General features: G+C 58.6%; 23 protein-coding genes. 11 read left to right on the top strand and 12 right to left on the bottom strand.

The features are described 5' to 3' along the window. Nucleotides 1-34: 34 nt before the first annotated feature. On the bottom strand, nucleotides 35-1,258 hold the full coding sequence (locus AC07W5_RS08250; RefSeq protein ID WP_495023163.1) for a winged helix-turn-helix domain-containing protein: 1,224 nt from the start codon (nucleotides 1,256-1,258) through the stop codon (nucleotides 35-37). Nucleotides 1,259-1,322: 64 nt separating this feature from the next. Next, nucleotides 1,323-1,544 carry a DUF1127 domain-containing protein gene (locus AC07W5_RS08255; protein WP_494992479.1) on the bottom strand — a complete coding sequence of 74 codons (222 nt, stop codon included), beginning with the start codon at nucleotides 1,542-1,544 and terminating at the stop codon, nucleotides 1,323-1,325. Nucleotides 1,545-1,614: 70 nt separating this feature from the next. Here AC07W5_RS08255 and AC07W5_RS08260 point away from each other — a divergent pair, with 70 nt between their 5' ends. Continuing rightward, nucleotides 1,615-2,496 carry a LysR substrate-binding domain-containing protein gene (locus tag AC07W5_RS08260; protein ID WP_494992466.1) on the top strand — a complete coding sequence of 294 codons (882 nt, stop codon included), beginning with the start codon at nucleotides 1,615-1,617 and terminating at the stop codon, nucleotides 2,494-2,496. Here AC07W5_RS08260 and AC07W5_RS08265 read toward each other — a convergent pair. Then, the gene (locus tag AC07W5_RS08265) at nucleotides 2,486-3,235 is read right to left on the bottom strand and encodes a sulfite exporter TauE/SafE family protein (protein WP_494992467.1); all 750 of its coding nucleotides are present in this window, start codon (nucleotides 3,233-3,235) and stop codon (nucleotides 2,486-2,488) included. The two genes, AC07W5_RS08260 and AC07W5_RS08265, sit on opposite strands and share 11 nt — an antisense overlap. A 108-nt stretch (nucleotides 3,236-3,343) precedes the next feature. Here AC07W5_RS08265 and AC07W5_RS08270 point away from each other — a divergent pair, with 108 nt between their 5' ends. The 3 genes from AC07W5_RS08270 (at nucleotide 3,344) to AC07W5_RS08280 (ending at nucleotide 5,590) form a co-directional block, all read left to right on the top strand. Next, nucleotides 3,344-4,300, top strand: a complete 957-nt coding sequence (locus AC07W5_RS08270) for a LysR family transcriptional regulator (protein ID WP_494992480.1) — start codon at nucleotides 3,344-3,346, stop codon at nucleotides 4,298-4,300. Nucleotides 4,301-4,370: 70 nt separating this feature from the next. After that, nucleotides 4,371-4,832, top strand: a complete 462-nt coding sequence (locus AC07W5_RS08275; RefSeq protein ID WP_494992468.1) for a MarR family winged helix-turn-helix transcriptional regulator — start codon at nucleotides 4,371-4,373, stop codon at nucleotides 4,830-4,832. A gap of 338 nt (nucleotides 4,833-5,170) precedes the next feature. After that, on the top strand, nucleotides 5,171-5,590 hold the full coding sequence (locus AC07W5_RS08280; protein ID WP_495010653.1) for an organic hydroperoxide resistance protein: 420 nt from the start codon (nucleotides 5,171-5,173) through the stop codon (nucleotides 5,588-5,590). 285 nt (nucleotides 5,591-5,875) lie between these two features. Here AC07W5_RS08280 and AC07W5_RS08285 read toward each other — a convergent pair whose 3' ends face one another. After that, complete coding sequence (locus AC07W5_RS08285; protein ID WP_032626910.1) at nucleotides 5,876-6,445, bottom strand: elongation factor P; 570 nt, start codon at nucleotides 6,443-6,445, stop codon at nucleotides 5,876-5,878. A gap of 48 nt (nucleotides 6,446-6,493) precedes the next feature. After that, complete coding sequence (gene earP / locus AC07W5_RS08290; RefSeq protein WP_495023164.1) at nucleotides 6,494-7,627, bottom strand: elongation factor P maturation arginine rhamnosyltransferase EarP; 1,134 nt, start codon at nucleotides 7,625-7,627, stop codon at nucleotides 6,494-6,496. 188 nt (nucleotides 7,628-7,815) lie between these two features. On the opposite strand from earP, the gene AC07W5_RS08295 reads away from it, so the two are divergent. Next, complete coding sequence (locus AC07W5_RS08295; RefSeq protein ID WP_494993867.1) at nucleotides 7,816-8,211, top strand: hypothetical protein; 396 nt, start codon at nucleotides 7,816-7,818, stop codon at nucleotides 8,209-8,211. Between the two features lie 2 nt (nucleotides 8,212-8,213). Further along, the gene (locus AC07W5_RS08300) at nucleotides 8,214-8,696 is read left to right on the top strand and encodes a GreA/GreB family elongation factor (protein ID WP_494993868.1); all 483 of its coding nucleotides are present in this window, start codon (nucleotides 8,214-8,216) and stop codon (nucleotides 8,694-8,696) included. A gap of 6 nt (nucleotides 8,697-8,702) precedes the next feature. Here the strand turns inward: AC07W5_RS08300 and cysB are convergent, their stop codons facing one another. The 5 genes from cysB to AC07W5_RS08325 all read right to left on the bottom strand — a co-directional run bounded on the left by cysB (nucleotide 8,703) and on the right by AC07W5_RS08325 (nucleotide 12,657). Continuing rightward, nucleotides 8,703-9,677 carry an HTH-type transcriptional regulator CysB gene (gene cysB, locus AC07W5_RS08305; RefSeq protein WP_494993869.1) on the bottom strand — a complete coding sequence of 325 codons (975 nt, stop codon included), beginning with the start codon at nucleotides 9,675-9,677 and terminating at the stop codon, nucleotides 8,703-8,705. A gap of 110 nt (nucleotides 9,678-9,787) precedes the next feature. Further along, nucleotides 9,788-10,288 carry a universal stress protein gene (locus tag AC07W5_RS08310; RefSeq protein WP_494993870.1) on the bottom strand — a complete coding sequence of 167 codons (501 nt, stop codon included), beginning with the start codon at nucleotides 10,286-10,288 and terminating at the stop codon, nucleotides 9,788-9,790. A 94-nt stretch (nucleotides 10,289-10,382) separates the two neighbouring features. Continuing rightward, the gene (locus AC07W5_RS08315; protein ID WP_494993871.1) at nucleotides 10,383-11,288 is read right to left on the bottom strand and encodes a 5'-nucleotidase; all 906 of its coding nucleotides are present in this window, start codon (nucleotides 11,286-11,288) and stop codon (nucleotides 10,383-10,385) included. 23 nt (nucleotides 11,289-11,311) lie between these two features. Then, nucleotides 11,312-12,274: a putative 2-dehydropantoate 2-reductase gene (locus tag AC07W5_RS08320; RefSeq protein WP_495010655.1), complete on the bottom strand. Its 963-nt coding sequence runs from the start codon at nucleotides 12,272-12,274 to the stop codon at nucleotides 11,312-11,314. Then, nucleotides 12,271-12,657 (bottom strand): thioredoxin family protein, encoded by a 387-nt coding sequence (locus AC07W5_RS08325; RefSeq protein ID WP_495023165.1) that lies wholly within the window; start codon nucleotides 12,655-12,657, stop codon nucleotides 12,271-12,273. The genes AC07W5_RS08320 and AC07W5_RS08325 overlap by 4 nt, the downstream gene beginning before the upstream one ends. Between AC07W5_RS08325 and AC07W5_RS08330 the strand changes: the two genes are divergently transcribed. Next, nucleotides 12,656-13,099 carry a PilZ domain-containing protein gene (locus AC07W5_RS08330; RefSeq protein ID WP_494993874.1) on the top strand — a complete coding sequence of 148 codons (444 nt, stop codon included), beginning with the start codon at nucleotides 12,656-12,658 and terminating at the stop codon, nucleotides 13,097-13,099. The two genes, AC07W5_RS08325 and AC07W5_RS08330, sit on opposite strands and share 2 nt — an antisense overlap. A gap of 131 nt (nucleotides 13,100-13,230) precedes the next feature. Then, on the top strand, nucleotides 13,231-14,307 hold the full coding sequence (locus tag AC07W5_RS08335; RefSeq protein WP_494993875.1) for a 3-deoxy-7-phosphoheptulonate synthase: 1,077 nt from the start codon (nucleotides 13,231-13,233) through the stop codon (nucleotides 14,305-14,307). 108 nt (nucleotides 14,308-14,415) lie between these two features. On the opposite strand, the gene AC07W5_RS08340 is transcribed toward AC07W5_RS08335, so the two are convergent. Continuing rightward, nucleotides 14,416-15,177, bottom strand: coding sequence for an SDR family oxidoreductase (locus AC07W5_RS08340; protein WP_495010657.1), 762 nt, complete (start codon nucleotides 15,175-15,177; stop codon nucleotides 14,416-14,418). Nucleotides 15,178-15,410: 233 nt separating this feature from the next. On the opposite strand from AC07W5_RS08340, the gene AC07W5_RS08345 reads away from it, so the two are divergent. Then, a complete protein-coding gene (locus AC07W5_RS08345; protein ID WP_494993877.1) occupies nucleotides 15,411-16,418 on the top strand; it encodes an NADP-dependent oxidoreductase in 1,008 nt (335 codons plus the stop codon). Nucleotides 16,419-16,541: 123 nt separating this feature from the next. Here AC07W5_RS08345 and pyrF read toward each other — a convergent pair whose 3' ends face one another. Continuing rightward, on the bottom strand, nucleotides 16,542-17,240 hold the full coding sequence (pyrF, locus tag AC07W5_RS08350) for an orotidine-5'-phosphate decarboxylase (RefSeq protein ID WP_494993878.1): 699 nt from the start codon (nucleotides 17,238-17,240) through the stop codon (nucleotides 16,542-16,544). 315 nt (nucleotides 17,241-17,555) lie between these two features. Here pyrF and AC07W5_RS08355 point away from each other — a divergent pair, with 315 nt between their 5' ends. After that, the gene (locus AC07W5_RS08355; protein WP_494993879.1) at nucleotides 17,556-18,317 is read left to right on the top strand and encodes a response regulator; all 762 of its coding nucleotides are present in this window, start codon (nucleotides 17,556-17,558) and stop codon (nucleotides 18,315-18,317) included. Continuing rightward, nucleotides 18,317-19,366: a sensor histidine kinase gene (locus tag AC07W5_RS08360; protein WP_494993880.1), complete on the top strand. Its 1,050-nt coding sequence runs from the start codon at nucleotides 18,317-18,319 to the stop codon at nucleotides 19,364-19,366. Before AC07W5_RS08355 ends, AC07W5_RS08360 begins: the two co-directional genes overlap by 1 nt. Nucleotides 19,367-19,457: the final 91 nt, after the last annotated feature.

Consider the following 19,457-nt stretch of genomic DNA (forward strand, 5'->3'; position numbering starts at 1 on the left):
CTGTTCCAAAACGTGATGCGGAGCGTGGGAACGATCATTCCTCCTGCATCAACGCCACCCGCAACCGCGCCGCACTGGCACGCGGGCAGTTCAACTGAATTTCCGGCAAGCCCAGCCAGTCGGCCATCTGTCGCAGATTCTTGGCCAACGCCCGCATCCCCTGCTCATCCAGCCCTGGCTCTTCCTCATGCACAGCATGCACCGCCAGCCTTCCCTGAGCCCGTTCAGCCCGTAAATCGACCCGAGCGGCAATTCGTTCGTTGTAAAGAAACGGCAGCACGTAATAGCCATACACCCGTTTGGACTGAGGCGTGTAGATCTCCAGCCGATAGCGAAAATCGAACAAACGTTCAGTGCGGCTACGCTCCCAGATTAGTGAATCAAACGGCGAGAGCAAGGCGCTGACCTCGACTGCGCGCGGGACTTTCGGCACGGGCAGGCAATAGGCGGGTTGCCGCCAACCCTGAACATCGCAAACCACCAACTCACCCGCCTCGACCAACTCAGCCAGACGCGCGCGGCTGTCGACAGGTGAAAGCCGAAAATAATCGCGCAAGTCCTTGTCAGTACCGACCCCCAGCGCACTCGCGGCATGCACAAGCAGCCCGCGCTGGGCCTCGGCTTCACTGAGTAGCGGTTGCTGAAGAGTCGCTGCTGGAATGACCCGCTCGGGTAAATCATAAAGACGCTCGAAACCACGACGCCCTGAAACAGTCACTTCACCGGCGGCAAACAACCACTCCAGCGCATGCTTCTCGGCACTCCAGTCCCACCAGGGGCCCGCCCGCTCCTGACGCGTCGACAAACTGCCGGCGCCGAGAGCCCCTCGCTCCTCAACCAGGGTCAATACTCGACGAATCGTCTCCTGCTGCTCCCGCCCGAATCGGGCCATTTGTTGATAAATGCCCTCCCCTTGCCTCGCCCGCTGCATGCGCCAGCGCATCAAGGGATACATTGATAGCGGCAGCAAAGACGCCTCATGCCCCCAATACTCGAACAATGTGCGCCGTCGGCCCTGACCCCAGGCAGCCTGATCAAGCAAATCGGATGAATACTGACCGAGGCGCGAGTACAGAGGAAGGTAGTGCGAGCGCACCAGAGCGTTGACCGAATCGATCTGCAGGATGCCCAGACGTTCGATCAACCGGTTGAGTTGAGGCGATTTGACCGTCGCTGGCGGCTGGCGCCCGGAGAAACCTTGGGCGGCCAGCGCCAGACGCCGAGCCTGTTTGAGAGAAAAGGACAGTTCTGCGGGCATGTGTATCTCCATGTCTGCTCGCAAACTACCCCACCACGAAGCCGCTTGTGTAGTTGTCCGATAATCATTTGCGCATCGGGTCGTCCCAGAATGGGCGTACGGCTTCCTGCTCGACATCGGCCCGACTGATCCCGATATCCTTCAACGCCTCGTCGCTCATCCTCGCCAGCAGCGCACGCTCACGATTGAGCTGATGCCAGCGGGCGATTTTCTCCATCAAAGGACGCAGGGAGAAACCATGGAATGAAAATTTTTCGACCAGTAGATAACCTTTTTGACCTTTCATCATGTTGCCCTCCAGTGGGGATGACTAAAGTCTCGTCCTGGAGCTAAGATCAATCCAACGAATGTTTCTTATGCAATACATCTCAGAGATTGATCAATTGGCCAACTACCCAAGCATCGACACCGAAGTCCTGCGCACCTTCGTCGCGATCGCCGACCAAGGTGGCTTTACCCGCGCCGGTGAATTGGTCAATCGCACCCAATCGGCGGTGAGCATGCAGATGAAGCGTCTTGAAGAAGACGTCCTGCAACGCCAGCTGTTTCAGCGTGATGGGCGCCAGGTACGGCTGACCGCCGAGGGTCAGGTGTTGCTCGGTTACGCCCGGCGCATCCTGAAACTGCACAGTGAAGTGTTCAATACGCTGCGCGAACCGCACATGGTCGGCACCGTGCGCATCGGTACGCCCGATGACTATGTGATGCGCTTTTTGCCGGGGATTTTGTCGCGCTTCGCGCAAGCCTATCCCTTGATCCAGATCGAAGTGCATTGCGAGTCATCAAAACAACTTCTGCAACGCCAGGACCTGGACCTGTCCATCGTCACCCGCGAACCGGGCAGCGAGATTGGCCAGTTGCTGCGCAAGGAGCGTTTTGTCTGGGCAGAGGCACAATGCTTCAGCCCCCACGAACAAACGCCGCTGCCGCTGGCGATGTTCAACAGCGATTGTTTCTGCCGGATTTGGGCCTGCAACGCCCTGGATGCTGCCGGGCGCGACTATCGCATCGCCTATAACAGTTCCAGCCTCTCGGCGCTCATGGCGGTGGTCAGCGCCGGCCTGGCGGTCACCGCGCAACTGGAGAGCCTGATCACCTCGGATATGCGCATCCTCGGTGATGCCGAAGAACTGCCGCTCTTGCCTGAAGCCAGCATCATGCTGGTGCGCAACCTGAACGCACCATCGCCCATTACCGAGTGCCTGGCCGAGCACATCGTCGAAGGCTTCAAACTTTAAACGTGAGCATCACCGCACAGAACACCAGGAAGCCGCAAAACAGCCCGCGCAAGAGTCGCTCCGGCATGGCGTGGGCAATTTTCACCCCCCAACTGATGCTCAATAAACCGCCGGCCGCCAAGGGCAAACCAATCATCCAGCTCACCTGGTGATGGAGCGCGTAGGTCACCAACGTGACGCCGGTACTCGGCAAGGCCAAGGCCAGGGACAAGCCTTGGGCAATGACCTGGCTGGTGCCGAACAGGCTGGTCAGCACCGGTGTGGCGACCACTGCCCCGCCGACACCAAACAATCCACCCATGGTCCCGGATGCTGCGCCCAACACGCCCAGCCAGGGCCACGAGTAACGCATCTGCGCCGAGACCGGGGCGCTGGCCATGAACATTCGCGCAAGGTTGTAGACTGACAAGGCGATCAGAAACGCGACGAAGCCAATACGCATCACTCGCGCATCGATGCCCACTGCCCAGATTGAACCCAGCCAGGCGAAGCAAAATCCCATCAAGGCCAGGGGCAACGCGTGGCGCAGCTCAATGCGATTGCGCTGGTGATAGCGCCACAAAGCCAACATCACGTTCGGAACCACCATGACCAACGCCGTGCCTTGAGCAATTTGCTGATCCAGACCAAACAAAACACCGAGCACCGGAATCGCGATCAAGCCGCCGCCGATACCGAACAAACCGCCCACGGTACCCAAGGCTGCGCCAAATGCCAGATACATCACTAACTCAATCACAGGCGATCCCCTCACGTCTGGCTTTGCATGCTACGCAGTCTGTACTGGCGTGGAAACGCACAGAAACGCACAATGGCTATGCCCAATTCGCACAAGCAAACCCCAGGCATGAACCCCAATATCCTCACCGATCAGCTCGGCCTGTTTCTCGATGTACTGGAAACCGGCAGCTTCTCTGCCGCCTCGCGTCGCCATCCGTTGACGCCATCGGCGGTAGCCCGGCGCATCGACAGCCTTGAGAGTGCAGTCGGCAGCCAACTGTTCACCCGTAGCACCCATGCCGTGCGCGCGACACCGGCTGGCCTGGCATTTGCCGAGCGAGCACGACGTATAGTCGCCGAACTACGTCTGGCCCGGGCCGAAGCCGTCTCCCTGAGCAATGCCCCGGAAGGACTGATTCGCGTGGACGCCCCGGCCGCTTTTGGCCGACGCCACCTGGCGCCGGTGATTGCCGACTTCCTGGTGGTCTATCCGGGGCTGGATGTTCAGCTGCACCTGATCGACAGCTTTGTCGATATGCAGGGTTCGAACCTGGGCAAAGTCGATCTGGTGCTGCGGGCCGGGCAAATGGCCGATACCCGATTGGTCGCCACGCCCTTGGCCAGCATGGTGCGGATTGCCTGCGCCAGCCCTGCCTACCTGAAACGCCGCGGCGCGCCGATTCATCCCAAGGAACTGAGCGAGCACGATGGCCTCGACTGGGATGGTCTGGCGCCCCCTTTCGCCTGGCGTTTCGAGCTGGACGGGCAACTGCAACAGCACCGCCCGCAGCGCATGCGCATGAGTGCCAATAATGCCGAAGCGCTGCTCTTCGGCGCGCTTGCAGGGCTGGGCATCGCCCACCTGCCGACCTGGCTGATCAGTGAGCACCTGCTGCGCGGTGAGTTACTACCACTGTTTTGCGAAAGTGGGCTGCCCAAACCGGAAACCACCGGTATTTATGCCTTGCGTCTGGAACAGCAAGCCAACTCCCGCAGTCGGTTGTTGCTGGAGTACCTCAAGGGCCGATTCAGCCCGATCCCGCCTTGGGATCTGGCACTGCAAAGCGATCTCGGTTGGCGCTGACCCAAAAATTATCTAGCGCATTAAAGATTCGCCCGCTAGATTCAGGGCAAGTAATGATCAAGGCCTCAAAATGACTAGCGTTAGCTCCACCCCCGATAACTGCGACCAACTGCTGCTCGACAACCAGCTATGTTTCGCCCTGCATTCCACATCACTGTTGATGACCAAGGTCTACAAGCCGCTATTGCAAGCTTTAGGTCTGACCTATCCGCAATACCTGGCGATGATGGTGCTATGGGAACGCGACGGATTGACCGTAGGCGAGATCAGCACCCGCCTGCTGACGGACCCGGGGTCACTGACACCTCTGCTCAAACGCCTCGAAGCCGAAGGTTTGTTAAGCCGCACCCGCAGCCGTGAAGACGAGCGCGTGGTGATCGTTGAATTGACTGCGCAAGGCCACGCCCTGCGGGACAAGGCGCGGGATATTCCACAATGCATCCTTGGCGCGAGCGGCCAGACCCTGGACCAGATACGCAAGTTGCAGGCCGATTTGCTGGCTTTGCGCAGTCATTTGCAAGACAGCCTGTAAGCGCTCACCCGCGCTTTTGTCACTCCCCCCGCGACTAACGCGAACCTGCGGTGGAATGCGTTGAGCCTGAAATTCCTTAAGCTTACTGGCATCAGGAGCTGGCCGCGAAGGCGCCCTCCCAGCCAAACAAAATTCATCACGACGAAAATTTTCTGAGCGCTACTCAAGCGCTCTAAACCAAGCCTCACGCCGACAGTCATCCTTCAGCTTCTGCGCGCTGAACGTTGCTTGCATAAAAATTATATTGCGCGCTAACTATTTGCGAGCTACATTTATCTCGCACTTACTTAGCGCGCAAACATTTAGCGCATACAGCCATCAAAAAAGAGGCTTACACCATGCAAACTCTCTACACCGCTGTTGCAACTGCTACCGGTGGCCGTGATGGCCGTGCTGTTTCCAGCGACAACATCCTCGACGTCAAGCTCTCCACCCCGAAAGAACTTGGGGGAGCCGGCGGCGAGGCAACCAACCCTGAGCAGCTGTTCGCTGCCGGTTACTCCGCCTGCTTCATCGGCGCACTGAAATTCGTTGCCAGCCAGAGCAAACGCAAAATCCCCGACGACGCCTCGATCACCGCCCATGTCGGCATTGGCCAGATTCCGGGTGGCTTCGGACTGGACATAGACCTGCACATCAACCTGCCCGGCCTGGAGCAAGCTGACGCACAAACCCTGGTCGACGCCGCACACCAGGTCTGCCCTTACTCCAACGCCACTCGCGGTAACGTAGACGTTCGCCTGCACGTCACTGTCTGAGTGCTCGCACCCAACAGACGTGTCTAGTCCTGAAATAGGTTTACACCTGTTTCACCCTAACGCTCGATGACGCTGAACTCGCCTTACGCGACGTTCATGGTCTTGATCGTTCCCACGCTCTGCGTGGGAATGCCGCCCCGGACGCTCTGCGTCCGCTGTAGAGGTGACGCAGAGCGTCACCGGATGCATTCCCACGCGGGAGCGTGGGAGTGCTCGCACCCAACAGACGCGCACAAAAAAGCCCGACTCAATGGTCGGGCTTTTTCTTTCCTGCAAAAACTGCGCTTATTTAGCGCGGCCTTTGTAAGAACCGCCTTCGCGGGTATCGATCTCGATTCTGTCACCGATTTCGATGAAGTCAGCAACTTGCAGCTCAGTACCGTTGCTCAGCTTGGCAGGCTTCATGACCTTGCCGGAAGTGTCGCCACGAGCGGAACCTTCGGTGTAGTCGACTACACGCACGATAGTGGTCGGCAGCTCTACGGAAACCAGACGCTCTTCGAAGAAGATCGCTTCACAAACATCGGTCATGCCTTCTTCGACGAATGGCAGAACAGCTTCGATGTCTTCGGCGTTCAGCTCGTACATGGTGTAGTCAGTGGTGTCCATGAACGTGTAGGTGTCGCCGCTGATGAACGACAGAGTCGCTTCTTTGCGGTCGAGGATTACGTCGTCCAGTTTGTCATCGGCGCTGTAAACGATCTCGGTCTTGTAACCGGTCAGCAGGTTTTTCAGCTTGGTCTTCATGATCGCGCTGTTACGACCGGACTTGGTGAATTCAGCTTTCTGAACCAGCCAAGGGTCGTTTTCGAGACGGATCACCGTACCGGGTTTCAGTTCTTTACCAGTTTTCATTACGAATATCCGAATTTGGATGGGATTTACAAAAATCTAGGCCGCGTATCATATCCAATTTAGGTAAAACTGCACCAGCGCCGCAGCAAGATCCGCTTGCAAGGCCTGTTCCAGACACCATTTTTCGGAATGACTGGCCACTTCCGGCCAGTGCTCAAGCAGGTTTTTCCAGCTTTCGGCCATTTCCGCTCCTGCGTTCCAGGCCTGCCACAGATCATTCACGGCGGCCTTGGCGGCCGGCGACAGGCCTAGTGTATACAGCTCGAGGAAGGCGTCGAGCTTGTCCAGATGAATGTCTTCTTCCTGCCGATAAATGTGCCAGAGCATTGGCCGCCCAGCCCACTGGGCGCGCACGAAAGAGTCCTCGCCGCGTACGGCATTGAAATCACAGCACCACAACAGGCGGTCGTATTCTTCCTGCCGGACGAACGGCAGCACCTGCACCGTCAAGCAATCGCGTACATGTACCGCGCCAGCCGACAACCCCTCGACACCCAGCCACCGCTCAACGTCACCGAGAATCCGCCCCTCGGGCACCAGCAGATGAGTCGGTTGTGAGTCAGCAGCCATGACGTCGAGCCAACTGGCCAGTCCCGCATTTTCATAGGCGAACAACGAGATCAGCCGCGCGCCCGCTACCGGAGCAACGCCGAGCGCCTGCAAGAAATCTCGCTGGGCCTGAGCATTTTTCTGAAACTGGCGACGCTGCTCGAGCAACCCGGCCTCACGCAGCAAGCCGCCCGTACCGGTCTGAAACCCCGGAAAGAAGAAATACTTCTGCACATGCTTGTACTTCACCGATGGCAAGCCATGACAACCGACAATCCAGTCCTCGGCACTCAAGTAGTCAAGGTTGATCCACAGCGGGGTTTTCTCCCGCGCAGTCATTGCGTCCATGTACGCAGTCGGCAATTGACAGGCAAATGCGGCGATCACCACATCGGCGGCGGCCGTCGATTGCCATACGGCGGACCACTGGCACACCTGGACACCCTGCTGCCACTGCTGAGGGGCATTGATGTCGAGTTGCGGACAAATGCGCTCGAAAGCCCGCAGATCATCGACCCACAGCCGCACCGAGCATTGATGCTCAGCCACTAATTGCCGGGCCAGGCGCCACGTCACGCCGATGTCGCCGTAGTTATCGACGACACTGCAGAAAATATCCCAGGTGACTTTCATTCCGGGCTCCGTTTGGCAAAAGCGCCGATTGTCCGCATAAATCGTTCCGCGCAGAAGGGGTGCAGCCGATTAATCTTCCAGGGCCTGTTGACGCTTGATGGCGGCTCGCCACCAACCGTCAACAGGCTCTGGGGGTGTGCGACAATCATCCCCCCTGCCCGATCAACAGCGCCTGCCAGGAAGCCGCCATGCCCTATCGTCCACGTCCGCATCGTCCAATGCACGTCAGCATTAATCCACTGCAGCTGACCGGCAGCATTGCCTTGGGTCTGTGGCTGGGTTTCATGGCTATCGCATTGACCTGCTGGCTGGCTTCACGCTTTGTGTTCAGTCAGCAACTTGCGCCTGTAGCCGAGGCCGTTCAGCACCTCGCCAAACCACCCGTTACCGAACCGGCGGAGCCGAATCGAATGTTCGAGCAATACCAGGACAACCTGAGCAAGAACGAACAACAACAAGGCCTGGACAATGCCCGCAGCAACCTGCGCATTCAGTCCAACCCTAAATGCCAGTTCTGGTTGCAACAAGACCAGACGGCCCCCAGCGACAAGAGCCGGGCGAACGTCCTGCAATTCTGTGATTGACCATGAATAAACACGCCGTCCACAGCCTGATCCTCGAAAAGCTCAAGGTCGATCTCGATATCGCCCAACGCGCCGCGCAAACTGCCTATGAAACCGCGACCCACGAAGAAAACATCGCCGAAAACAAATACGACACGCTAGGCCTGGAAGCCTCCTATCTGGCTGCCGGTCAGGCCAGGCGTGTGGAAGAAATCAGGCAGGCACTGGTGCTTTGCCAAAACCTGATCCTGCGTCCCTATGACGAGCAACACGGCATCCAGATTGGCACGCTGCTGGGTCTTGAAGACGACAACGGTAATCAGCAATGGCTGTTTTTGGGACCAGATGCGGCCGGATTGAAGGTTTATCTGGTGGGGCAACTGATTACCGTCATCACCCCGCGCTCGCCACTGGGCAAAAGCCTGCTGGGAAAATTCGAGGGTGATGAGGTCGAAATCAACGTGGCGGGAACCCGGCAACAGTTTGCTGTTACCGAGGTGAAATGAGTCGCCTTAGTGAACCGGTAGCTCGACGCCGTCGAACAGTTCTTCCAGTTCCTGCTTGTTGTGGCACTGGATGGCCTTGGCCATGACTTCGCGCGTCAGGTGCGGGGCGAACTTCTCGATGAAGTCGCACATGAAACCACGCAGGAACGTGCCACGGCGGAAACCGATCTTGGTCACGCTGGACTCGAACAGTTCGCTGGCATCGAGCACGACCAGGTCGTTGTCGAGCTTGGTGTCGACCGCCATTTTGGCGACGATACCCACGCCCAGACCGAGGCGCACATAAGTCTTGATCACGTCGGCATCGGCTGCGGTGAATACCACTTTCGGGGTCAGGCCGCGATGGCTGAAGGCTTCGTCGAGTTTGGAACGACCGGTGAAACCGAACACGTAGGTCACGATCGGGTATTCAGCCAGGGTTTCCAGGGTCAGCTTCGGCAGCTTGGTCAGCGGGTGCCCCTGGGGAACAACCACGCAACGGTTCCAGCGATAGCACGGCATCATCACCAGATCACCGAACAGCTCCAGTGCTTCGGTGGCGATGGCGAAATCCACAGTGCCGTCGGCAGCCATTTCGGCGATCTGCATCGGCGAGCCCTGATGCATGTGCAAGGCGACATCCGGGTATTGCTTGATGAAGCCGCTGATGACCGGCGGCAACGCATAACGTGCCTGGGTGTGAGTGGTAGCAATCGACAGGGTGCCTTTCTTCTCATTGGAGAACTCCTGAGCGATTTGCTTGATGCTCTCGACCTTGCGCAGGATCTCGCCAGCCGTGGTGATGATTCGCTCACCGGCCGGGGTGACTCGCGTCAAGTGCTTGCCACTGCGTGCGAAAACCTCGACGCCCAACTCGTCCTCGAGCAGACGGATCTGCTTGCTGATACCCGGTTGTGAGGTGTAGAGACTTTGGGCTGTAGCGGAAACGTTGAGGTCGTGGTGCGCCACTTCCCAGATGTAGCGCAATTGTTGAAGCTTCATATGTATCCCTCAAAGCAGTTAGACGCCACGGGCATCAGCGACGGTATATAACTATATTAATGGTTTGAAGAATAAATCTAGAACTTTTTATCAAAACTGCTAATCCGGCCTCAGACGTCCCCATGCCGCCGACGCTGTAACAGCGGCACCAGATACACCGGTACCTGAGCCAATTGCAGAACCCGCGCGGCGGTCCTCCCCAAAGACGCTTCCCCTCCGGCGCCATGGCTGTGACTACCTACGATCAGCAAATCCACCGAGAGTTTCGAAGCCTGATCGAGAATGACCTGTGACGGGTCACCCTGAAACACTCTGACCGATTGAATCAGCGCCAGGTCCTGCTGCCCCTCCCCTAACTCTTCGCGAAAGCTGTCGAGCACCCGTCGTTCGATGTTGGCCATTACGGTAGTCAAACCCTGACTGTGCAGCTCGTTCAAAGCCTGCTCATCGAGATAACTCTGCAGTACCGATTCGGCGAATAATCCCATGGGTTCAACCGCGTGAACGACATACAAGTCAGCATTGAATGTTCGAGCCAGCTCCAGGGCATGCTGCATCACATAAGGTGCGTACAGACCGAGGTCAGTGGCATACAGCATCGAACGAATCATATGACCTCCTCGATTGCCAACATGGCGGAGATTGATTCAGCTTAGCAGTGCCTTGGCGAGTACGACATCCGGCGCAAAACCCTGAACATTTGGCTTAAACCTTTTGCTCATTGCTGATGCCGTGGGGGACGTGACCGGTGGCGACAACCTCACGGGCCAACTCGCAATGACCGGCCTGATCGTCGAAAAATACGTCAGCGGCGAAAGCTTCAAGAAACGCGGATTTCGCCAGACCGCCAAGGAACAAGGACTCATCCAGACGAATGTCCCACTCGCGCAATGTGCGGATCACCCGCTCATGAGCCGGTGCCGAGCGCGCGGTCACCAATGCCGTGCGAATCGGGCAGGCATCGTCGGGAAACTCTCGCTGCAACAGATTGAGTGCCGCCAGGAAGCCTTTGAACGGCCCCCCGCGCAATGGCTCACGAGCCGACTCACGCTCGCTGGCCTGAAACGCTTCCAGGCCACCCGATTGATATACGCGCTCGGACTCATCGGAAAACAGCACCGCGTCGCCGTCGAAGGCGATACGCAGCTCAGCACTGGCCGCTCGACGAGCGCCGCCGGAGAGAATCGTCGCGGCGGCGAAGCCCGCATCCAGCGCACTGCGAACATCCTCGGCGTGGGTCGACAGAAACAGATCGCAGCCGAACGCCGCCAGATAGGGATACGGACTACGCCCGCCGACGAAAGCCGCACGGGAAATATCCAGACCGTAATGCTGGATCGAGTTGAACACCCGCAAACCGGTGTCGGCACTGTTGCGTGAAACCAGTACCACTTCGACCCGGGCCCGGCCGAGACTGACATTGAGACTCAGGAGTTTTTTCACCAGTGGAAACGCATCCCCCGGCTCGAGGAACTCTTCCTCATGCTCGATCTGATACTGGCGATAAGCTTCGACGCCGTGCGCCAGGTAGACCTTATGACTCTCACTTAAATCGAACAGCGCCCGCGAGGAAATTGCCACCACCAGCTTGTCGCCCATTCCCTTCACCATATTGCGTCTCCTGACTGACAGACTCAGCTGTTACGCCGATCGACAAAACTCAATGCCTGGTACAAGGCTTCGATTTTCGGCAGCTCGCAACCTGCGGCCTTGGCGGCAGCCAGAGGTCTGGCATAGATCGCCGACAATTCCAGCGCACGTTTATAAAGATAATCGTGGTACATGCTCGGCCAGTAATCCGGCATTTTTTCCGTCACTTTGAACAGTTGCTCGGCATAACCGGGCGGCATCGTATGACCGCAGGCCAGAGCGCCCTGCACCACCTCGGCCATCAACGCCTGAATCAGCTCGCGACTGCTGACATCGGCCATCAGCGGCGTTGTGCTCGCGCCCAGAAGCACTGACAGACCGTTATACGGTACATTCCAGACCAGTTTTTGCCAGCGTGCCTGCTGCAGATTGGCCATGGCCTGAGAGTCCAGACCGGCCTTGCGAAACAACCCGGCGCCCTCTTCGACGATCGCCTGGCGCGCCTGTTCGTCAACCAGTGCCGGCCCGCTGTGATAACCGATGTTCACCCCACCCAGAGCCTGATGCTCAATTACCCCAGGCGCTGCGCGGTGGACGCAGATAAAGCACAAGCCGCCCAGCAAGTGCAGCGAATCAGGCAACAGTTCGCGCAGGCTGTCTTCGACGTCCAGACCATTCTGCAACAGCAGGACTTTGGCACCAGAAGCCGCAGCCTTGATGATCGCTGGCGCGAGCTCGGCGTTGCTGGTGGTCTTCGTGCCCACCAGCAACCAGTCACAGGGCGGCATGTCTGCTGCCGAGGAATAAGCCTGGGCCGGATTCAGCGTCATCGCGCCATGCACAGCGCTGTTGAGTTTCAGACCATGCCCGGCGACCGCGCAAAATTCGCTGCGCAACAGAAAGTGCACATCAAACCCGGCACGCGCCAGCATCACCCCGTAAAAACCGCCAATCGCCCCGGTCCCGATAATGCCGATACGCGGCGTCTGGACAACTGCCCCCATCATGGCAACTCCTCTGGAATTCGACTCAGCGCCTGACGCAGGCCCTCATTGAGTTCATTACACGTCAACCGCGACTGTAAGGTGCCGTAGAACTCGCCGTCACGCACCACAAACAGCGCCGGCAAATGAAATACCTGATAACGCTCGACTACTCCGCCATTGTTTCCGGCATCGATCCAGCACAGGCGATCGACCGCCAGATCCAACCCGGGCAGTTGCTGTCGGGCCCAACGGCAACTGGCGCAACCGACACTGGTGAATATCACCAACGACACACCGTTCATCGCCAATAAGCGTTGATCGGCATCGAAATCGGTCAGGTCCAATTCGACCACTATACTGGGTGAAACAATGTCAAATAACCGAGACTTGGAGTCCGCGTTCATGAGACGTTTTCTACCTCATCCTGATGATGTTCCCGTCGAGTTAACCTTGCGTAAACACGAATGTATTTCTCGCCAAACGCTGCACACTATCAGCCTCGGCGGCGTAGCTTGCAATTACCACCGCGCCTGGCGACACGGGACGGCGCTGGAAGTGCGCATGCCAACCCTCGGCGAAAGTGCCTGCTACCTGGGCTATGTGGCCTGGTGCCTGAGACGCAAGCGAGGATTCCTGGTCGGGATCGCTTTTATCGACGAACAGACGCTGTTCTGCGCACGCATGGGCGAACAGGTATGCCAAATGGAGCGTTACTGCCGCTTGCACGAACCCCAGACCGAGCAGCAGAGCATCGACGCACTGGCCCTTGAATGGGTCCAGCAACATGCCGACGAATTCTCCCATGACACCGTCCGCCAGGCATTTATGCAGCCGACACAGGATTAAACCCGCGCCTGCCCATTGTCGAGCAACCGCGTAACGCGCTAAGGTTCGGCTCCCCGACGCGCTTAAATCTGCTGTGCTCCGCCGCGCGGGGATCGCTGGCGGCCGGCACCCGTGACCTGACGAGTAACACGATGGCTGATTTACCGATCAATGACCTTAACGTCGCCTCCAACGAGACCCTGATCACTCCCGATCAGCTCAAGCGTGATATTCCTTTGAGCGACGTTGCCCTGCGCACCGTGACCAAAGGCCGCGAGGTGATTCGCAATATTCTCGATGGGACAGACCACCGCCTGTTCGTTGTCATCGGGCCTTGCTCGATCCACGACATCAAGGCTGCGCACGAATATGCCGAGCGCCTCAAGGTGCTCGCCGCCGAAGTGTCCGACACCCTTTATCTGGTGATGCGGGTCTATTTCGAGAAGCCGCGTACCACTGTTGGCTGGAAAGGCTTGATCAACGATCCGTACCTGGATGACTCGTTCAAGATTCAGGACGGACTGCACATCGGTCGTCAGTTGTTGCTGGATCTGGCTGAAATGGGCCTGCCTACCGCAACCGAAGCCCTTGACCCGATCTCGCCGCAGTACTTGCAGGATCTGATCAGCTGGTCGGCAATCGGCGCACGGACCACCGAATCCCAGACTCACCGTGAAATGGCCTCTGGCCTGTCCTCGGCTGTCGGCTTCAAGAACGGCACCGACGGTGGCCTGACCGTCGCGATCAACGCGCTGCAGTCGGTTTCCAGCCCTCACCGCTTCCTGGGTATCAACCAGGAAGGCGGCGTGTCGATCGTCACCACCAAGGGCAACGCCTACGGGCACGTGGTGCTACGCGGTGGCAATGGCAAGCCGAACTATGATTCGGTCAGCGTAGCGCTATGCGAGCAAGCGCTGAACAAGGCGAAAATCAAACCGAACATCATGGTCGATTGCAGCCACGCCAACTCCAACAAGGATCCGGCGCTGCAACCGCTGGTGATGGAGAACGTCGCCAATCAGATCCTCGAAGGCAACCAGTCGATCATCGGTCTGATGGTCGAAAGCCACCTGAACTGGGGCTGCCAGGCGATTCCGAAAGACCTGGCCGAACTGCAATACGGTGTCTCCATTACCGACGCGTGCATCGACTGGGCCAGTACCGAAAAAACCTTGCGCAGCATGCATGCCAAGCTCAAGGACGTACTGCCCAAACGTGATCGCAGCTGATTACCTGGCGGGCAATTGTGGTGTGATACTCGCCGCACAATTCCCTAATCATAAAATCCGGAATCTGTTAAAGATTCCGGATTTTTTTATGCCTGGTGAACCAAATCATCAGATAGCCGTTGCCCCGCCATCCACCGCCAAGGCGTGACCGGTGGTGAAGGCCGCGCCGTCGCTGCACAGATAGAGCACGGCACTGGCGATCTCTTCGACGGTGCCGATGCGACCGACCGGGTGCATGGCGGCGGCGAATTCGGCTTTCTTTGGATCAGCCTCATAGGCACGACGGAACATGTCGGTGTCGATCACTGCCGGGCAAACGGCATTCACGCGGATTTTCTTCTTCGCATATTCGATGGCCGCCGACTTGGTCAGGCCAATCACCGCGTGTTTCGACGCAGCATAGATGCTCATTTTCGGCGCAGCACCGAGGCCCGCCACCGAAGCGGTATTGACGATGGCGCCGCCGCCCTGGGCAAGCATCAACGGCAATTGGTATTTCATGCACAGCCAGACACCCTTGACGTTGACTCCCATGATGGCATCGAACTCATCAAGGGTGCCGTCGGCAAGCTTGCCCTTTTCGATCTCGATCCCGGCATTGTTGAAGGCGTAGTCGACACGACCATAGGCACTCACCGCTTGCTCCATCAGCTCCTTCACATCGGCTTCCAGCGTGACATTGCAGCGAACGAAAACCGCGTTGCCACCCGCCGCGCGAATGAGTTCCACCGTACCCTCGCCTCCCGCTACATCCAGGTCGGCGACCACCACCTTCAAGCCTTCAGCGGCGAACGCCCGGGCCGTTGCGCGACCAATACCGGCCGCTGCGCCAGTGACCAAAGCTACCTGGCCGGAAAACGTCATGCTCATTGTTATGTCCTCGATGGAATGCGGGTGATCGCGTTCTCGCAATCTAGCCACAGCCCCATTGGACGCGGCAGCACTATCAGAAGGCCGGTTAAGCCCTTATGAGTTGCAGTGATGTCCATGCCCTATCAACTATCACCCGATTGGATTGACGCGTATTCGCTGCATCAGCAAACCTTGCGACATCAGCCGCGAGGGTCTATCAATCATGCTCCATTGATCATTGAGTGCCTGCCATGACTGCCCAGACCAATCGCCAATTCCTGCTCGCCAAACGCCCGGTGGGCGCGGCGACTCGTGAAACCTTCAGCTATCAGCAAGTTTCGGTCGGCGAACCGGCGGCAGGTCAGATCCTGGTCAAAAACGAGTATCTGTCACTGGACCCGGCCATGCGTGGCTGGATGAACGAAGGCAAATCCTATATTGCGCCGGTGGGCATTGGCGAAGTGATGCGTGCGCTGGGTGTTGGCAAGGTCGTGGCCTCGAACAACCCGGGCTTTGCCGTCGGCGACTACGTCAACGGTGCCTTGGGTGTGCAGGATTATTTCCTTGGCGAGCCTCGCGGCTTCTACAAAGTCGATCCGAAACTGGCACCGCTGCCACGCTATTTGTCAGCTTTAGGCATGACCGGGATGACCGCGTACTTCGCCCTCCTGGACGTCGGCGCACCCAAGGCCGGCGACACCGTGGTGCTTTCGGGCGCGGCAGGTGCGGTGGGCAGCATTGCCGGGCAAATTGCCAAAATCAAAGGTTGCCGCGTCATCGGCATCGCCGGTGGTCAGGACAAGTGCAAATTCCTTATCGACGAGCTGGGCTTCGATGGCGCCATCGATTACAAAAACGAAGACGTCATCGCCGGCCTAAAGCGCGAATGTCCAAAAGGTGTCGATGTGTATTTCGATAACGTGGGTGGCGATATTCTCGATGCGGTGCTCAGTTGCCTGAACATGAAGGCCCGCGTGGTGATCTGCGGCGCCATCAGCCAGTACAACAACAAAGAAGCGGTGAAGGGCCCGGCCAACTACCTGTCATTACTGGTCAACCGCGCGCGGATGGAAGGCTTTGTGGTGATGGACTATGCCACTCGGTTCGCCGCCGCAGGACAAGAAATGGCCGGCTGGATGGCCAAGGGGCAACTCAAGAGCAAGGAAGATATCGTCGAAGGACTTGAGACGTTCCCGGAAACGCTGATGAAACTGTTCAGCGGCGAGAATTTTGGCAAGTTGGTGTTGAAGGTGTCTTGAGCCTGATGTGATCGTTCCCACGCTCCAGCGTGGGAATGCAGCCCGTGACGCTCCGCGTCACATCAAGAGCGGACGCAGAGCGTCCAGTGAGGTATTCCCACGCAGAGCGTGGGAACGATCACATCAGGCCAGCTCGGCGACTACCGCCGCCAGCGCCTTGGCCGGATCGGCCGCCTGGCTGATCGGACGACCGATCACCAGGTAGTCGGAACCGGCATCCAGCGCCTGACGCGGCGTGAGGATACGACGCTGATCGTCCAGAGCACTGCCCGCCGGGCGAATCCCCGGGGTCACCAATTGCAGGGACGGATGCGCGGTTTTCAAGGCCCGGGCTTCCAGCGCCGAACAGACCAGACCGTCCATCCCGGCTTTTTCCGCCAATGCCGCCAGACGCAGCACTTGCTCCTGAGGCTCGATATCCAGACCGATTCCCGCCAGGTCCTCGCGTTCCATGCTGGTCAGAACGGTCACACCGATCAACAGCGGCTTGGGCCCGCTGCGCTGGTCGAGCACCTCGCGGCAGGCGGCCATCATGCGCAAACCGCCGGAGCAATGGACGTTGACCATCCACACGCCCATTTCTGCGGCAGCCTTGACCGCCATGGCGGTGGTGTTCGGGATGTCGTGGAACTTCAAATCCAGGAACACTTCGAAGCCCTTGTCACGCAAGGTCCCGACAATCTCCGAGGCACAGCTGGTGAACAGTTCCTTGCCAACTTTGACCCGGCACAGTTTCGGGTCCAACTGATCGGCCAGCTTCAGTGCGGCGTCACGGGTGGGGAAATCCAGGGCGACGATGATAGGAGTCTGGCAGGCGGACATGAGTGTGCTCTCAGGCAAGTCGAAATCGGCGCGCATTGTAGCGGAACCAGCGCCACAGCGGGACCCGATGATCGCTAAATCATCCTCAGCGGTGATGCTTGCCTCAGGATAAACTCCATACAATCCGGCGTAAGCGGCAATTATGTCTAAACAGATACATTCCCGACATCCCTGCAACAATCGCCGAGGCTACCCTCCCCAGCCGCAACATCCCCTTACAGCACTTCCAGCCTCACAGCCGGACGCCTATGCTGAAGCCACAACCTCGCGGCCCATCTTTGTGGTTGGCAGCCTACCTGGCAGACGAACGTACGCATGAATAACCCTGCTCCTTTCAACGACGATCAAAAAGCCGCAACGCCTGGCGACGACAAACGCTGGAACATTCGCGCGCTGATCGTCGACGATGATGTACCGATCCGGGAATTGATGATCGACTATCTGGCACGTTTCAATATTCACGCCAGCGGTGTCACCGATGGCGCCGCGATGCGTCTGGCACTCCAGGCAGAGCATTTCGACCTAGTGGTGCTCGATCTGATGTTGCCGGGTGAGGATGGCCTGTCGCTATGCCGCTGGCTACGTGCCGAGTCAGACATTCCGATTCTGATGCTGACCGCCCGCTGCGAACCTACCGACCGCATTATCGGCCTGGAGCTGGGCGCCGATGACTACATGGCCAAACCCTTCGAACCGCGGGAACTGGTGGCGCGGATCCAGACCATCCTGCGCCGGGTGCGCGATGATCGCAGCGAACAACGGGCCAATATCCGTTTTGACAACTGGCGTCTGAACAGCGTGCTGCGCCAGTTGATTGCCGCCGATGGTCTGGTAGTGCCACTGTCCAACGCCGAGTTCCGTTTGCTCTGGGTGTTCATCGAACGTCCTCGGCGCGTGCTCAGCCGCGAGCAGCTTCTGGATGCGGCCCGTGGTCGCTCCATCGAGGCGTTTGATCGCAGCATCGATTTGCTGGTCTCGCGTCTGCGGCAAAAACTCGGCGATGACCCGAAAGCCCCGCAGCTGATCAAGACCGTTCGCGGTGAAGGTTATCTGTTCGACGCGAGAGACATCGGCTGATGCGTTTGCGCGTCGATACGCTATTCGGCCGTCTGTTTGGCGTACTGCTGATCGCGATCGTGCTCGCTCACCTTTTGGCGTTCTTCTGGTTTCACCATTACGGCCCTCCTCCGCCACCACGACCATCAGCGCCAGGTTCCACTTTCGGCGAGCAGCGCCCGCCCATGCCCGAGCGCTTCGAGCCAAGGCCGCCACGGCCCTGGTTCGGTGGCCCTATCGTGCCGCTGACGTTCCAGTTCATCTCCTTGATCATCGCCGCCTGGTACGGCGCCAAGTTGCTGACCCGACCGATCCAGCGACTGAGCGCCGCTGCGGAACAACTGAGCGAAGACCTCAACAGTCCCCCGCTGGATGAGTCCGGACCGAAGGAAGCTCGTCAGGCGGCCTATACCTTCAACCTGATGCAAAAGCGCATTCGTGAACAGGTGCAGCAGCGGGCACGCATGCTCGGCGCGGTATCCCACGACCTGCGCACGCCTCTATCGCGACTCAAGCTGCGTCTGGAACAGATCGACGACAGCAAGTTGCAAGGACAGATGCGCCAGGATCTCGATGACATGATCAGCATGCTCGACGCCACCCTCAGTTACCTGCACGAGCAGCGCACCAGCGAAGCCCCGCAATGGATGGATGTGCAAGCGCTGGTCGAATCCCTCAGCGAAAACGCTCAGGACCAGGGTGCTGACGTCCAGGCCAGCGGCCATTGCGCACCGCTGCAAGTGCAACCCATGGCCCTGCGCTCATGCCTGAACAACCTGCTGGATAACGCCCTGCGCTACGCCGGGCACGCAGCAATCACGTTGCAGGACAGCCGCGAAGAAGTGCTCATCAAGGTCATCGACCATGGGCCGGGCATTGCTGCGGACAAACGGGAAGCGGTGTTCGAGCCGTTCTATCGCCTGGAAGGTTCTCGCAACCGCAACTCCGGCGGCGTCGGCCTGGGCATGACTATCGCTCGGGAGGCGGCGCAGCGACTGGGTGGTCACCTGGGTCTGGAGGAAACCCCGGGCGGCGGTCTGACCGCCGTGGTGCGCTTGCCTCGGGTCTAGTGGCCTGTGTGGCTAGTTCGTTAGCTCAAATTCGGATGCCGGCGGCCCAGAGCCAAGGCGCTGTGACGAGTCATAGCCCGCTATGGCGAGG

The sequence above is a fragment of the Pseudomonas sp. GW821-FHT01E05 genome (genome assembly GCF_059422425.1).